This window comes from Kitasatospora cheerisanensis KCTC 2395 (genome assembly GCF_000696185.1).
GTDB lineage: Bacteria > Actinomycetota > Actinomycetes > Streptomycetales > Streptomycetaceae > Kitasatospora > Kitasatospora cheerisanensis.
The window spans coordinates 6,501,490-6,515,586 of the sequence record NZ_KK853997.1 but is presented as its reverse complement, the minus strand read 5'-3'; the positions used below and the strand labels follow the sequence as shown (position 1 = coordinate 6,515,586).

The window sequence follows — 14,097 nt, the reverse complement described above, 5'->3', positions numbered from 1 at the left end:
CCGCCGGGCCCGGAGCAGGCCCACGCGCCGCGCCGGACGGGCCTGTGACATCGGACGCGGCGGCGGAGGGCCCCGCGGCGGCGGCGATAATGGTCGCCATGGCCCGCCGACGCACCCCCTCCTCCCCCGCCGCCCCGACCAGCTGCCCGTGCGGACTGCCCGCCGCGTACGCCGACTGCTGCGGCCGCCTGCACCGCGGCGAGGCCCCGGCGGGCAGCGCCGAGCAGTTGATGCGCTCCCGGTTCAGCGCGTTCGCGGTGCAGGACGAGCCGTACCTGCTGCGCTCCTGGCACCCGGACACCCGGCCCGCGTCGGTGGACTTCGACCCGGCGCTGCGCTGGGAGCGCCTGGAGATCCTCGGCGCGACCGACGGCGGCCCGTTCCACCAGGACGGCACGGTCGAGTTCCGCGCCCACTACCGCGAGCGCGGCCGGGCCGGTTCGCTGCACGAGAACTCCCGCTTCGTCCGCCACCAGGGCGAGTGGGTGTACCTGGACGGCGTCATCCAGCCCTGACCAGGCGGTACTTGAGGCCCAGCAGCGCCCCGCCCGCACCGCGCGGCAGCAGCCACCCGGTGTCGGTGCGGTCCTGCGCGCCGAACCGGTACTTGTACGGCTCGTCGCCGCGCAGGAAGTCGAAGACCCGCACGCCGTCCGCCGCGCAGTTGCGCACCGCCGCGTCGACCAGCGCCGTGCCGAGGGACTCGGCGGCCCAGCGCTGGTCCCAGCCGGTCTGGTAGTAGGCGAACCGGTCGGCCCACCGGAACCCGTACAGCACGCCGACCAACTCGCCGTCCCGCCGGGCGACTTGGAACGCCGGGCCGCAGCCCGGCCGCGCCCCGGCGAGCAGCGCGCGGTGCAGTGGCAGCCGGTCGGCGCCGAAGCTGCTGACCCCGCCGGCGGCGGCCTGCCTGCGCAGCCGGTGCAGCCGCAGCAGCTCGTCCAGCAGCGCGGGCCCGGCGGCGGCCGGCGGCACCCACTCGAAGGCGACCCCGGCGGCGGCCAGCCGGCGGTGGGCCCGCCGGTTGGCCGCCCGGAAGTCCCGCGAGCCGAGCCGGTCGGGCCCGGCCCCGAGGTCGAGCCGCGGGCAGGCGGAGCGGGCGACGGGGCGGGCCCCGGACGGCAGCAGGCCGTCGTGCGCGGGGTCGAGGTTGGGCAGCCACAGGGTGCGCCGCCGGGCGCGCCGGGCCAGCCACTCGGCGACCTCCGCGCGCCGGTGCGGCCGGACGGCGGGCCCGCAGTGGTCGGCGGCCCCTGGACCGGACCCGAGCAGCGTCAGCACCGGCACGGCGACCGGCACCCGCCGGTGCGGGCGCAGCCGGCCGACGCCCAGCGGCACCACCGCCTCCGCCCGCCCGTCCGGCCCGCGCCACACCGCGACCTCGCCGCCCTGCCCGGCCCCGACCGTCCGCCACCAGGCCAGCACCCAGTCCGGCCCGGCGAACCAGGACCCGTCCGGGTCCTCGGCGACCAACTGCCGCCACTCGTCGACCAGTCGGGCGTCCAGTTCGGGGGTGCGGAGTGTCTCCGGCGTCGCGGCCATCCCCTTCACCGCCCGCCGCGGAGGCGGTGGACCGCCGGGTGGAGCCCGGACAGGATGGTGTCGAAGCGGTCCCGTCCGGTGTGCGAGTTGACGCGCAGCCGGCTGATCCGGAGCCGCTCGGCGGGGGCGAGCGGCGCGTGCCGGTGGTCGAACAGGAACGCGGTGCGGTAGCCGAGGGTGCGCAGCACGGTCTCGGCGCGCGGGTCGTGGTTGCCGTTGGGGTAGGCGAAGGTGGTCGGCGGCCGGCCCAGCCAGCCGGTCAACCGACGGTGGGCGTCGGCGAGTTGGTCGTGCAGCCGGTCGGTGGTGCAGCGGTCGAGGCAGGGGTGGGACGCGGTGTGGTTGCCGACGGTGAGGCCGCCGTCGGTCAGCGTGTGCAGGTCCTCGGGGCTCAACTGCGCCTGCCGGGGCGCCGCCCGGCGTGCGGTGGCGCGCAACTCGGCGAGGGTGCGCAGCCGTTCGGCGTCCGGCCGGGTCTTCAGGCGCTGGACGGCGGCGCTCGGGCCGAGTCCGCGCAGCGTGTCGGCGCGGCCGCCGTGCCGGACCAGGTGGGCGGCCTCGGTCCACCAGTACGGGTGGTCGGTGCCGATCAGGTCGGTGATCACGTACGCGGCGGCGGGGATGCGCAGCCGGGCGAGGACCGGCAGGGCCTCGGTGAGGACGGTGCGGTCGCCGTCGTCGAAGGTGACCAGCACGCTGCGCGGCGGCAGCGGGCGGCGGTGTTCGGCGGCGTCCGCGACCTGTTCGGGGCCGACGGGGTGGGCGGTGCGGGCGAGGCGTTCCATCTGGGCGCGGAACGCGGCCGGGTCGTCGATGCCGTGGTAGGCGAGGACGGCGAGGCGGCGGGCGGCGCGGGCCCGGAAGACGGGCTGGAGCGGGGAGTGCCGCAGCAGGGCGTCGATTCCCCGGCGCCGGGCGGTGCGGTCCGTGGTCGGCATGGTTCCCCCCTCGACCGGTGGCACGACGGGCACCCCGGGCGGTCGGCCCGGGGTGCCCGTCGGAGTTCAGGTCATCAGCGTCCCATGCGCCGGTAATGCCTGTCCCAAGTTCCTGGAAGGTTCCTGGGAGCGCACCGGCGCACGGACGGCCCGCCGGCCCGCCACCTGTCCGGATCGCACCGCTTGGCGTCATATCTGACGGATTGACATAGTTCTGGGGACTGTGCCCGTCCGCCAAGGGGAGTGCCCTCACCATGACCATGCCCGGCTTCGGCTCGCTCGGCTCCGACGACGCCTTCTCCGAACTGCTGAACCGATTCTTCGGCCTGAACCCGGCCGCCGCGCCGCCCGCCGTGCAGCGGGTCCCGATCGGGCGGCTGCTCACCGAGTCCGCCCGGGACCTGATCGGCCGGGCCGAGCTGCGCGCCCAGGAGGACGGCAGCGCCGACCTCGACACCCCGCACCTGCTGTGGGCCGCCGCGCTGACCGACCCGGCCCGCTCACTGCTCGCGCAGGCCGGCGCCGACCCGGACAAGCTCGCCGCCACCGTGGAGCGCACGCTGCCCGCCGGTGAGGCCGACCCGTCCGTGGAGCCGGGCCTGACCCCGGCCGCCAAGCGGGTGCTGATCGGCGCGCACGCCCGTTCGCAGGCCGCCGGCGTCTCCTACATCGGCCCGGAGCACATCCTCGCCGCACTGCTCGGCGACCCGGACTCGGCGGCCGGCCGGCTGCTGGCCGCGCACGGCGCCGACGCCGCCCGCCTCCAGCGCGGCGCGGAGGCCGCGGCCCGCGGCGAGCGCGGCGGCGAGGCCAAGCCGGAGAGCCGGACGCCGACCCTGGACGAGTACGGCCGCGACCTGACCGAGGACGCCAAGCTCGGCAGGCTCGACCCGGTGGTCGGCCGGGCCGAGGAGATCGAGCAGACCGTCGAGATCCTCTCCCGCCGCTCCAAGAACAACCCGGTGCTGATCGGCGAGCCCGGCGTCGGCAAGACCGCCATCGTCGAGGGCCTCGCCCAGCGGATCGTCACCGGCGACGTCCCCAGCACCCTGAAGGACCGCCGGGTGGTCGCCCTCGACCTGTCCGGCCTGGTCGCGGGCTCCAAGTACCGCGGCGAGTTCGAGGAGCGGCTGAAGAACGTCATCGACGAGGTCCGGGAGGCCGCCGACTCGACCGTCCTGTTCATCGACGAGTTGCACACCGTGGTCGGCGCCGGCGCCGGCGGCGAGGGCGCGATGGACGCCGGCAACATGCTGAAGCCGGCCCTGGCCCGCGGCGAGCTGCACGTCATCGGCGCCACCACCATCGACGAGTACCGCAAGCACATCGAGAAGGACCCGGCACTGGAGCGCCGCTTCCAGCCGGTGCTGATCCCCGAGCCGTCCGTCGAGGAGACCGTGCAGATCCTGGAGGGCCTGCGCGACTCGTACGAGGCGCACCACCAGGTCCGCTTCACCGACGAGGCGCTGCGCGCTGCCGCCGACCTGTCCGACCGGTACGTCTCCGACCGCTTCCTGCCGGACAAGGCGATCGACCTGATGGACCAGGCCGGCGCCCGGGTCCGGCTGCGCGGCCTGGGCCGCTCCACCGAGCTGATCGGCCGCGAGGACGAGCTCGCCAAGCTGCGCCGGGAGAAGGACGAGGCGGTCGCCGCCGAGGACTTCGCCCGGGCCTCCGAGCTGAAGACCCGGATCGCCGACCTGGAGTCGCAGAACGCCGAGATCGAGGAGCGCCGCGAGGGCGTCGTCTCGGTCACCGTCGACGACATCGCCGACGTGCTGTCCCGTCAGACCGGCATCCCGGTCTCGCAGTTGACCGAGGACGAGAAGGCCCGGCTGCTGAAACTGGAGGACGAACTGCACGCCCGGGTGATCGGCCAGGACAAGGCGGTGGTCGCGGTCTCCGAGGCGGTCCGCCGCAGCCGGGCCGGCATGGCCGACCCCGACCGGCCGGTCGGCTCGTTCCTGTTCCTCGGCCCGACCGGCGTCGGCAAGACCGAACTCGCCAAGGCCCTGGCCGAGTTGATCTTCGGCGACGAGGACCGGCTGGTCCGCTTCGACATGAGCGAGTTCCAGGAGAAGCACACCGTCTCCCGGCTGGTCGGCGCCCCGCCCGGGTACGTCGGCTACGAGGAGGCCGGCCAGCTCACCGAGGCCGTCCGCCGCCGCCCGTACAGCGTCCTGCTGTTCGACGAGGTTGAGAAGGCCCACCCCGACGTGTTCAACGCGCTGCTCCAGGTCCTCGACGACGGCCGGCTGACGGACGCCCAGGGCCGCACCGTGGACTTCCGCAACACCGTGGTCATCATGACCTCCAACATCGGCTCGCAGCTGATCCTCTCGCACCGCGGCGAGACCGACGAGATCCGCGACCGGCTGATGGCCGAGCTGCGCGGCCGCTTCCTGCCGGAGTTCCTCAACCGGATCGACGACATCATCGTCTTCGACGCCCTCGGCGAGGAGGACCTGCTGCGCATCGTCGAGCTGATGCTCGCCAACTCCGAGCGCCGGGTGCGCGCCCAGGGCCTCGAACTCGACGTCACCGAGGCGGCGAAGCGCTGGCTGGTCGACCGCGGCCACCAGCCCGAGTTCGGCGCCCGGCCGCTGCGCCGCACCATCCAGACCCAGCTGGACAACCGGCTCGCCACCATGCTGCTCTCCGGCGACCTCCAGCCCGGCGACACCATCGTCGCGGACGCCCGGGACGGCGAGCTGGTCTGCTCGATCGGCCGCCCGGCCGCCGCCTGACCCGCCCCTCCCGATCCGCCCCGGAGCCGCGGCCCCGGGGCGGATCCGTGCCTCCGCCGACAGTGGCCCGTGGCAGACTCCGCGCCATGAACATCACTGCCACGCCCCGCAGTTGGGGCGAGTCCGTCGCGCTCTTCGAGAGCCGCGGCCTGCCGGTCTCCAGCTACCAGAACCTCTACCCGGAGACCTACGACGTCCACCCCGGCAGCCTGACCGTCACCGGCCCGCTCGACCTGGACGCCACCGAGCCGTACGGCACCGGCTTCGTCGTCGACGGCGACCTGGAGGTGACCGGCGCGATCCTCAACGTGGACGACGGCTGCCCGGCGCTGATCGTGCTCGGCGACCTGACCGCCGGGGCGGTCCACCTGGAGGGCGACGCCAAGCTGCTGGTCCGCGGCACCGTCCGGGTCGGCGCGTTCGTCGGCCACATGACCGACAAGCTGGTGATGATCGGCGGCGACCTGCACGCCGGCGTCACCGTGCTGTCCGCCGGCTTCTTCCCCGACGAGATCGCCGGCGCCCTGACCGGCCCCGTCCTCGCCGCCCCGTACGTCCTCGCCGAGCTGGGCCGCGAGGTCGCCGCCCCGCCCGCCGCCGAGGTCCTCGTCGCCGAGGTGCTGCGCACCGACCGGGACGAGGACGACGACACCTGCTTCGACGCCCCGGGCATCCACGGCTCCCGCCTCCGGGACCGCCTGGAAGCGGGCCTCCCGGTGCTGCGCTAGACGTTCTCCGCCTGGACCTCGCCCGCGGCCACGGCCTCGGTCAGGCGGGCGTGGTCGGCGGTGTTGAGCTCGGCGTAGTGGTGGGCGAAGGCGGCGATCGCGCGGTCGAAGGTGTCGGAGCGGCCGAGGTAGGCGGCGATGGCGATCCGGTCACCGGAGCGGGCGTGGGCGCGGGCCAGCGCGGTGCCGCAGAGGACGGCGTAGGAGTGCAGGGTGCGGGTGGTCATGGTGCCGACCTCGGCGGAGCCCTTCATGTCGCGGAGCTGGCGCCAGTAGAAGTGGCGTCCGCCGGGGCCGGTCATCCAGCCGAGGAAGATGTCGCTGGAGGCCTGGATGAGCCGCTGGCCGGCGACCACGCGCTCGCCGTGGTGCCAGTACCGGCTGGGCGGCAGGTGCGGTTCCAGGACGGAGGCCTGGGCCTCCTTCACCTGGAGGATCAGCGGGTCGTCCGCGTCCCGGCCCTCCAGCAGCACGATGTAGCAGCGGGTGCCGACGCTGCCGACGCCGACCACCTTGCGGGCGACGTCCACGAAGCGGTAGCGGTCGAGCAGGCGGCGGCGGTCGTCGGGGAGGCTGTCGCGGTAGTCGGTGAGCAGGCCGCGCACCTCGTCGGTGTCGAAGCCGAGGTGTTCGACCAGCGGGGGCTGGTCCTTGAAGCGGCGGCCGGCCGGGGTGGACCGGGTGAGCTTGCCGGCCGCCTGGAGGCTGTCGCGGCGGCGGGCCGAGGCGAGGTTGGTCTCGATCCGCCGGCGGGGCTTGCCCTTGAGGCTGTCGGCCAGGTGCTGGGCGTCGATGTGCCGGTACCAGACCGTCAGTTCGCCGAGCCCGGCGAGTTCCCGCAGGTGCTCGCGGTAGCCGCGGACGGCGTCCAGCACCACCCGGTGGGTGTCCTCGGGGCTCTCGCCGTTCTCCCGGGCGGCGACGGCGAGACTGGCGGCGAGCCGCTCCACGTCCCATTCGAACGGGCCGGGCAGGGTCTCGTCGAAGTCGTTGAGGTCGAACAGCAGGGTGCGTTCGGGCGAGGCGTACAGGCCGAAGTTGACCAGGTGGGCGTCGCCGCAGAGTTGCACGGTGAGGCCGCTGGCGGGGGCGGTGGCGAGGTCGCCGGCCATCACGGCGGCGGCGCCGCGCAGGAACGCGAACGGGGAGGCGGCCATCCGGCCGGTGCGGATCGGGACGAGTTCGGGGACCCGGTCGGCGGCCTGTTCGCGCAGTACCGCGAGCGGGTCGGGCCGGTCGGCGGCGGGCCGCCAGTGGCCGGCGGTGGAGCGCGGGGCTCGCTTGCGGGCGGCGCGGCCGAGTTCGGCGCGTTCGGCGGCCGTCAGCCAGGGGGTGTCCATCGGTGGGGCTCCTCGCGTCCGGGGCGGTGGCGGAGAAGACGTACCGCCCCGGCGCCGCTCCGTAATCGACGGAGGGCGCCGGGGCGGCCGCGGCTCACCCGAACGGCGGAACTACATGTTGATCATGTGTCCGGCCAGGCCGTGGATCGCCTCCTTGACGGCCTCGCCCAGCGTCGGGTGGGCGTGGATGTTGCGGCCGACCTCGTGCACGGTCAGGTCCCACTGCTGGGCGAGCGTCAGCTCCGGCAGCAGTTCGGTGACCTCGGGGCCGATCAGGTGCGCGCCGAGCAGCTCGCCGTGGGTGTTGTCGCAGATCACCTTGACGAAGCCGACCGGCTGGCCGAGGCCGTGCGCCTTGCCGTTCGCGGTGAACGGGAACTTCTGCACCTTGACGTCGTAGCCCAGGTCGCGGGCCTGCGCCTCGGTGTAGCCGAACGAGGCGACCTGCGGCTGGCAGTAGGTGGCGCGCGGGACCATCACGAAGTCGATCTCCATGGTCTCGTGCTCGGCGATGGTCTCGGCGGCGACCACGGCCATCGCCTCGGCGGCGTGCGCCAGCATCAGCTTCGCGGTGACGTCGCCGATCGCGAAGATGTGCTCGACGCTGGTCCGGCCCCGGCCGTCGACCTCGATCGCGCCGCGCTCGGTGAGCTGCACGCCGGTGACCTCCAGGCCGTAGCCCTGGGTGCGCGGCACGAAGCCGATCGCCTGCAGGACCTTGTCGGCCTCCAGCACCTCCTGCTTGCCGTCGCGGGTGACGGTGACCCGGACCGGCTTGTCCGGGTCGGAGTCGTCGATCGCGTCGACCCGGGTGGAGGTGAGCACCTGGATGCCCAGCTTGCGGTACTGCTTGGCGAGTTCGGCGGACACGTCGGCGTCCTCCAGCGGCACCATGCGGTCCAGGAACTCGACGATGGTGACCTTGACGCCGTAGTTGTGCAGCACGTACGCGAACTCGACGCCGATCGCGCCGGCGCCCGCGATGATGATCGACCCGGGCAGCTGCTCGGTGAGGATCTGCTCCTCGTAGGTGACGACCCGCTCGCTGAGCGAGGTGCCGGGCAGCAGCCGGGTGGTGGCGCCGGCGGCGATGATGCAGTGGTCGAAGGTGACCAGTTCGAACCCGCCGCCGCGCAGCGCGACCTGAAGGGTGTGGTCGTCGACGAAGGTGCCCCAGCCGTCGTACTCCGTGATGTTGTTCTTCTTCATCAGGTAGTGGACGCCCTTGACCCGGCCGTCGGCGACCTGCCGGGAGCGGCTGAACGCCTTGCCGTAGTCGAACGACACCTGGCCCTGCACCTGGATGCCGTAGAGGTCGGCCTCCTTCAGCACGGTGTGGGCGAGTTCGGCGTTGCGCAGCAGCGCCTTGGAGGGGATGCAGCCGACGTTCAGGCAGACGCCGCCCCAGTACTTGGCCTCGATCACGGCGGTGCGCAGGCCGAGCTGGGAGGCGCGGACGGCGGCGGTGTAGCCGCCGGGGCCGGCGCCCAGGACGACCACGTCGTAGTGCGTGCTCATGTTCCTCGTTCCTCCGGAGACTTCGAAGACCACGTTGGCTTCGCGGCCATGGTGTCAGTACATCAGGTCACGAACCGTCAGAGCTCGGGGAGGTCGGGCAGCGCGCGGGCGTGCAGCCAGTCGTCGAGCAGCGGGCGCAGCGGCCGGTCGGTGTAGTGCGAGACGTGTGCGGCGAAGTCGTCGGTGGTGACGACGGAGTGCCGGTGGGCGGTGGCCCAGCCGTGCAGCAGGCGGAAGAACGCGGCGTCGCCGACGGCGCAGCGCAGCGCGTGCACGGTGAGGCCGCCGCGTTCGTACACCCGGTCGTCGAACATGTGCCGCTTGCCGGGGTCGCCGATGGCCAGGTCCTGCGGGAGGCCGCGCAGTTGCCGGTGGGCGTCGGCGGCCCGGTGCTGCGCGGTGGGGCCGCCGGTGCGCTCGGACCACAGCCATTCGGCGTACTTGGCGAGGCCCTCGTTCAGCCAGATGTGCCGCCAGTCGGCGATGGTGACGCTGTTGCCGAACCACTGGTGGGCGAGTTCGTGGGCGACCAGGCGTTCCCAGCCGCGCCGCCCGTCGACGTGGTTGCGGCCGAAGGTGGCCATGCCCTGGGCCTCGACCGGCACGTCCAGTTCCTCGTCGACCACGGCGACGGTGTACTCGCCGAACGGGTACGGGCCGAACAGCTCCTCGAACAGCTGCATCATCTGCGGCTGCCGGCCGAAGTCGTGCTCGAACGCGGCCTGGAGGGCGAGCGGCACCCAGGCGATCTGCGGGACGGTGCCGGGGACGCGCTCGGTCAGCGGGAACTCGCGCAGCGGGGCGACCGCCAGCCCGACCAGGTAGGACGCGGTGGGCGCGGGCTGCTCGTACACCCAGGTGGTGGCGGAGGAGCGGGTGGTGCGGCTGAGCAGCCGGCCGCCGGTGACCACGGTGTACGGGGTGGCGGTGGTGACGGTCAGCTGGTAGGCGGCCTTGTCGGCGGGCCGGTCGTTGCACGGGAACCAGGACGGCGCGCCGATCGGCTGGGAGGCGACCAGGGCGCCGTCCTCGATCTCCTCGAAGCCGAGCCCGCCCCACGGGCTGCGGACCGGGCGCGGGTTGCCGGACCAGTGCACCTCGCAGGTGAAGACGGCGCCCGCGGCGAGGGCCTTGGCGGGCTTGACCCGCAGCTTGCCGTCCCGGTGCGCGTAGTGCGCGGCCTTCCCGTCGACCAGCACCTTGCCGATCCGGAACGCGGCCAGGTCGAGGGTGAACTCGCGCAGCGGCTCCGGGCCCGCTATCGCGGCGATCCGGGCCGAGGCGGCGAGCCGGTTTGGGCCGGGCCGGTAGTCGAGGGCCAGTTCGTAGCGGTGGGCGTGGTAGCGCGGGTCGCCGTTGCGGGGGAAGTACGGGTCGGCGCTCACCGCTGCGGTTCCTCCTCGCCCAGGTGCCAGGCCTCGATCGGGTTGCCGAGCCAGCGGGTGTCGGCGGGCACCGTCTCGGCGCGCATCACCAGGGAGGCGGGGCCGAGGGTGGTGCGCTCGCCGACGGTGCTGCCGGGGAGCACGATCCCGCCCGGGCCCAGGGTGGATCCCGCGCGGAGCTCCACAGTATCCAGCCTCATGATCCGGTCGTGGAAGAGGTGCGTCTGCAGCACGCAGCCCCGGTTGACGCTCACCCCGTCGCCGAGGGTCACCAGGTCGGCCTCGGGCAGCCAGTAGCTCTCGCACCACACGCCGCGCCCGATCCGCGCGCCGATCGACCGCAGCCACAGCGTCATCACCGGCGTGCCGGAGGCGCGGCCGACCAGCCACGGCACGGCCAGCACCTCGGTGAAGGTGTCGGCCAGCTCGTTGCGCCACACGAACCCGGACCACAGCGGGTGCTCGACCGCCCGGAACCGGCCCACCAGCAGCCACTTCGCGGCCGCCGAGACCGCGCACGCGACCAGGCCGGCGGCCAGCAGCACCAGCCCCGACAGCAGCGGCTGCCCGAGGGCGCACAGCGCGGCGGCGGTCAGCACGGCCAGCGCGGCGGAGGCCAGCACCGGGACGATCCGGCCGAGCTCGGTCAGGCCGCGCGCCCAGCGCAGCCGGGCCGGCGGCTCGTAGGTGAGCGCCAGGTCGGCGGTGTCGGCGGCCCGGGGCAGCTTGACCGGCGGCATGCCCAGGTAGGAGCTGCCGCGCTTGGCCTTCTTCGGCGTCGCCGACAGCACCCCGACCAGCCCCCGGTCCGGCACCGCCCGCCCGGGCGCCGTCATGCCGGAGTTGCCGAGGAACGCCCGCTCCCCGATCTCGGCCCGCCCGATCCGCACCCAGCCGCCGCCCAGCTCGTACGGGGCGATCAGGGTGTCGTCGGCGAGGAACGCCCCGTCGCCGACCGTGGTCAGGCTGGGCAGCGCCAGCACGGTCGACACCTCGGCGCCCCGGCCGACCCGCATGCCGAGCAGCCGCAGCCACACCGGGGTGATCAGCCCGGCGTACAGCGGGAACAGCGTCTCCCGGGCCAGGTCCATCAGCTGGCTGACCGTCCACGCCTGCCAGCCGATCCGGCCGTGCAGCGGGTGGTGGCCGGTGCGCAGGCCGCGCGACAGCAGCCGGACGCCGATCAGCACCTTCGCGGCGTACGCCAGCCCGTAGGCGAGCGTGGCGGGGACCAGCGCGATCAGGGCGCCCCGCAGCGCCTCCGCCAGGCCGTCGCCGGGGTGCACGAACAGCCCGGCGATCAGCAGGGCGGGCAGCGCGGAGAGTAGCGGCAGCGCGGACAGCACGAAGCCGGTCGCGCCGTACACGGCCGCCCAGCGGAGGGTCCGCGGCGGGCGCTGCTCGGGCCAGCCCCGCTCGGCCTTGCCGGTCTTCACGGCGGGCGCGCCGGCCCAGCGCTGGCCGGTCGGGACGTGCCCGGTGACGACGGAGCCGGGCGCCACCTCGGCGCGCTTGCCGATCTTCGCGCCGGGCAGCAGCGTCGAGCGGGTGCCGACCACCGCGCCCGCGCCGACCCGCAGCGCGCCGATCTCCAGCCGGTCGCCGTCCAGCCAGTAGCCGGACAGGTCGACCTCGTTCTCGATCGCGCAGCCCTTGCCGAGCCGCAGCAGGCCCGTCACCGGCGGCAGCGCGTGCAGGTCGACGTCCGGCGCGACCCGGCAGCCCAGCGCCCGCGCGTACCTGACCAGCCAGGAACCGGAGAGCTGCACCGCGCCCGACGCCTCCGCCAGCCGCTCGGCCGCCCACAGCCGCAGGTGCACGCCGCCGCCGCGCGGGTACCTGCCGGGGCCGACGCCGCGCAGCAGCAGGCGGGCGCCGCCGGCGGCGATCGCCAGCCGGCCGGGCGCCGAGTACAGCAGCGCCGCGCCGGCGGCCAGCAGCCACCACGGCGCGGTCGGCGCCCACGGGTAGTCGCCGAGCAGGTTCAGCACGGTGCCGAGCACGGCCAGCGCCAGCGACCACTTCAGGCCGGTCAGGGTGGCCAGCGGCAGCATCAGCAGCAGTTGCAGGGCCTGGGCGCGGCGCGGCACCGGCTCGACGGTGCGCGCCCGGCCCCCGGACTGCGCGGAGCGCTCCAGCAGCCGGGCCAGCTTGCGCAGCGTCGGCTGCTGGTAGATGTCGAGGACCGAGACGGCCGGGTAGCGGCCGCGCAGCAGCGTGGTGAGCCGGGCGGCGGCCAGCGAGCCGCCGCCGATCGCGAAGAAGTCGTCCCCGGCGCCGCGCACCGGGGTGCCGAGGATCTCCGCCCACTGCTCGGCCAGCCACGCCTCGGTGCCGTACAGCTGCTCGGCGGGGCCGGAGGTCTCCAGGTCGGGCAGCGGCCACGGCAGCGCGTCCCGGTCGACCTTGCCGGACGTCCGGGTCGGCAGCTGCTCGACGGTCGCCAGCAGCGGCACCAGCGCGGCCGGCAGCTCGGCCCGCAGCCGGGCCACCGCGGCCTCGCGGTCGAAGCCGTCCTGCGCCACCAGGTAGCCGACCAGCAGCTGGTTGCCGCCGCGCGCCGTCCGCACCGCCGCCGCCGCGCCCGACACGGCGGGCAGCGCCTGCAGCGCCGCGTCCACCTCGCCGAGCTCGATCCGCCGGCCGCCGAGCTTGATCTGCTCGTCGGCCCGGCCCAGGAACACCAGCCCCTCGGGCTCGGCCCGCACCAGGTCGCCGCTGCGGTACGCCCGCTCCCAGCCCAGCGACTCCAGCGGTGCGTACTTCTCGGCGTCCTTCACCGGGTCCAGGTAGCGGGCCAGGCCGACGCCGCCGATCACCAGCTGCCCGCTGCCGCCCATCGGCACCGGCAGGCCGGCCTCGTCGACCACGGCCAGCTCCCAGCCGTCCAGCGGCAGGCCGATCCGGATCGGCGCCTCCCCGGTCAGCAGCGCGCCGCACGCCACCACCGTCGCCTCGGTCGGGCCGTACGTGTTCCACACCTCGCGGCCCTCGGTGACCAGCCGCTCCGCCAGCTCCGGCGGGCACGCCTCACCGCCGAAGATCAGCAGCCGGACCTCGTTCAGCGCCTCGGCCGGCCACAGCGCCGCCAGCGTCGGCACCGTGGAGATCACGGTGATCTCCTGCTCGGCCAGCCACGGGCCCAGGTCGGCGCCGCTGCGCACCTGCGCCCGCGGCACCGGCACCAGGCAGGCGCCGTGCCGCCACGCCAGCCACATCTCCTCGCAGGACGCGTCGAACGCCACCGACAGGCCCGCCATCACCCGGTCCCCGGGCCCGATCGGCTCGTCCGGCAGGAACATCGCCGCCTCGGCGTCCACGAACGCCGCCGCGCTGCGGTGCGTCACGGCGACGCCCTTCGGCCTGCCCGTCGAGCCGGAGGTGAAGATGATCCACGCGTCGTGCTCCGGCCCGGGCCGCTCCGCCTCGTGCCCGGACGGCTTCACCTTCTCCAGCCGCAGCTCCGCCCCGATCACCGCGTTGACGTCCGCCTCGCCGAACACCAGCTCGGCCCGCTCGTCCGGGTCCTCGAAGTCCACCGGCACGTACGCCGCCCCCGCCGCGAGCACCCCCAGGATCGCCACGTACAGCTCGTTCCCGCCCGACGGCACCCGCACCCCGACCCGGTCCCCCAGCCCCACCCCGGCCTTGCCGAGCTGCCGCCGCACCCGCTCCACGGCCGCCAGCAGTGCCGCGTACGTCAGCGTCTCCCGTCCGTCGTCCAGCGCGGGCTCCTGCGGGAACGCGGCCGCCGTGGCCGCCAGCACATCCACCAGCGTCCGCGGCGAAGACGCAGGTCGGGCGCGGAACAACGCGGAGTCGGAATCGGTGATCACAGCGCTACGGTCCTCGTCCCGGATTTCCCAACGGTGAACGGAAAGCCTAAAGGAGGAAAACGT

The 14,097-nt window shown here is 74.6% G+C and carries 9 protein-coding genes; 3 read left to right on the top strand and 6 right to left on the bottom strand.

What is annotated here, in order from left to right; genetic code table 11:
* Positions 1-98 precede the first annotated feature (98 nt).
* A complete protein-coding gene (locus KCH_RS29200; RefSeq protein WP_157032235.1) occupies positions 99-515 on the top strand; it encodes a YchJ family protein in 417 nt (138 codons plus the stop codon).
* Here KCH_RS29200 and KCH_RS29195 read toward each other — a convergent pair.
* Positions 502-1,542: a GNAT family N-acetyltransferase gene (locus KCH_RS29195; protein ID WP_035867877.1), complete on the bottom strand. Its 1,041-nt coding sequence runs from the start codon at positions 1,540-1,542 to the stop codon at positions 502-504. The genes KCH_RS29200 and KCH_RS29195 overlap by 14 nt on opposite strands.
* Positions 1,543-1,547: 5 nt before the next feature.
* On the bottom strand, positions 1,548-2,480 hold the full coding sequence (locus tag KCH_RS29190) for a polysaccharide deacetylase family protein (protein WP_035867875.1): 933 nt from the start codon (positions 2,478-2,480) through the stop codon (positions 1,548-1,550).
* Between the two features lie 254 nt (positions 2,481-2,734).
* Between KCH_RS29190 and KCH_RS29185 the strand changes: the two genes are divergently transcribed.
* Both KCH_RS29185 and KCH_RS29180 read left to right on the top strand, forming a co-directional pair.
* Complete coding sequence (locus KCH_RS29185; protein WP_035867872.1) at positions 2,735-5,227, top strand: ATP-dependent Clp protease ATP-binding subunit; 2,493 nt, start codon at positions 2,735-2,737, stop codon at positions 5,225-5,227.
* 86 nt (positions 5,228-5,313) lie between these two features.
* The gene (locus tag KCH_RS29180) at positions 5,314-5,955 is read left to right on the top strand and encodes a hypothetical protein (RefSeq protein ID WP_035867870.1); all 642 of its coding nucleotides are present in this window, start codon (positions 5,314-5,316) and stop codon (positions 5,953-5,955) included.
* Here KCH_RS29180 and KCH_RS29175 read toward each other — a convergent pair.
* The 4 genes from KCH_RS29175 to KCH_RS29160 form a co-directional block, all read right to left on the bottom strand.
* Positions 5,952-7,295, bottom strand: coding sequence for a DUF2252 domain-containing protein (locus tag KCH_RS29175; RefSeq protein ID WP_035867868.1), 1,344 nt, complete (start codon positions 7,293-7,295; stop codon positions 5,952-5,954). The two genes, KCH_RS29180 and KCH_RS29175, sit on opposite strands and share 4 nt — an antisense overlap.
* A 111-nt stretch (positions 7,296-7,406) precedes the next feature.
* On the bottom strand, positions 7,407-8,813 hold the full coding sequence (lpdA, locus tag KCH_RS29170) for a dihydrolipoyl dehydrogenase (RefSeq protein WP_035867866.1): 1,407 nt from the start codon (positions 8,811-8,813) through the stop codon (positions 7,407-7,409).
* Between the two features lie 77 nt (positions 8,814-8,890).
* On the bottom strand, positions 8,891-10,198 hold the full coding sequence (locus KCH_RS29165) for a M1 family metallopeptidase (RefSeq protein WP_157032234.1): 1,308 nt from the start codon (positions 10,196-10,198) through the stop codon (positions 8,891-8,893).
* Positions 10,195-14,034, bottom strand: coding sequence for a Pls/PosA family non-ribosomal peptide synthetase (locus tag KCH_RS29160; protein WP_157032233.1), 3,840 nt, complete (start codon positions 14,032-14,034; stop codon positions 10,195-10,197). The genes KCH_RS29165 and KCH_RS29160 overlap by 4 nt, the downstream gene beginning before the upstream one ends.
* Positions 14,035-14,097 lie beyond the last annotated feature (63 nt).

What these genes read in the sequence shown, in the direction of transcription:
- KCH_RS29175 (WP_035867868.1), bottom strand. Translation starts at nt 7,295, where the DNA reads ATGGACACCCCCTGGCTGACGGCCGCCGAACGCGCCGAACTCGGCCGC.
- KCH_RS29195 (WP_035867877.1), bottom strand. Translation starts at nt 1,542, where the DNA reads ATGGCCGCGACGCCGGAGACACTCCGCACCCCCGAACTGGACGCCCGA.
- KCH_RS29190 (WP_035867875.1), bottom strand. Translation starts at nt 2,480, where the DNA reads ATGCCGACCACGGACCGCACCGCCCGGCGCCGGGGAATCGACGCCCTG.
- KCH_RS29200 (WP_157032235.1), top strand. Translation starts at nt 99, where the DNA reads ATGGCCCGCCGACGCACCCCCTCCTCCCCCGCCGCCCCGACCAGCTGC.
- KCH_RS29185 (WP_035867872.1), top strand. Translation starts at nt 2,735, where the DNA reads ATGACCATGCCCGGCTTCGGCTCGCTCGGCTCCGACGACGCCTTCTCC.
- lpdA (WP_035867866.1), bottom strand. Translation starts at nt 8,813, where the DNA reads ATGAGCACGCACTACGACGTGGTCGTCCTGGGCGCCGGCCCCGGCGGC.
- KCH_RS29180 (WP_035867870.1), top strand. Translation starts at nt 5,314, where the DNA reads ATGAACATCACTGCCACGCCCCGCAGTTGGGGCGAGTCCGTCGCGCTC.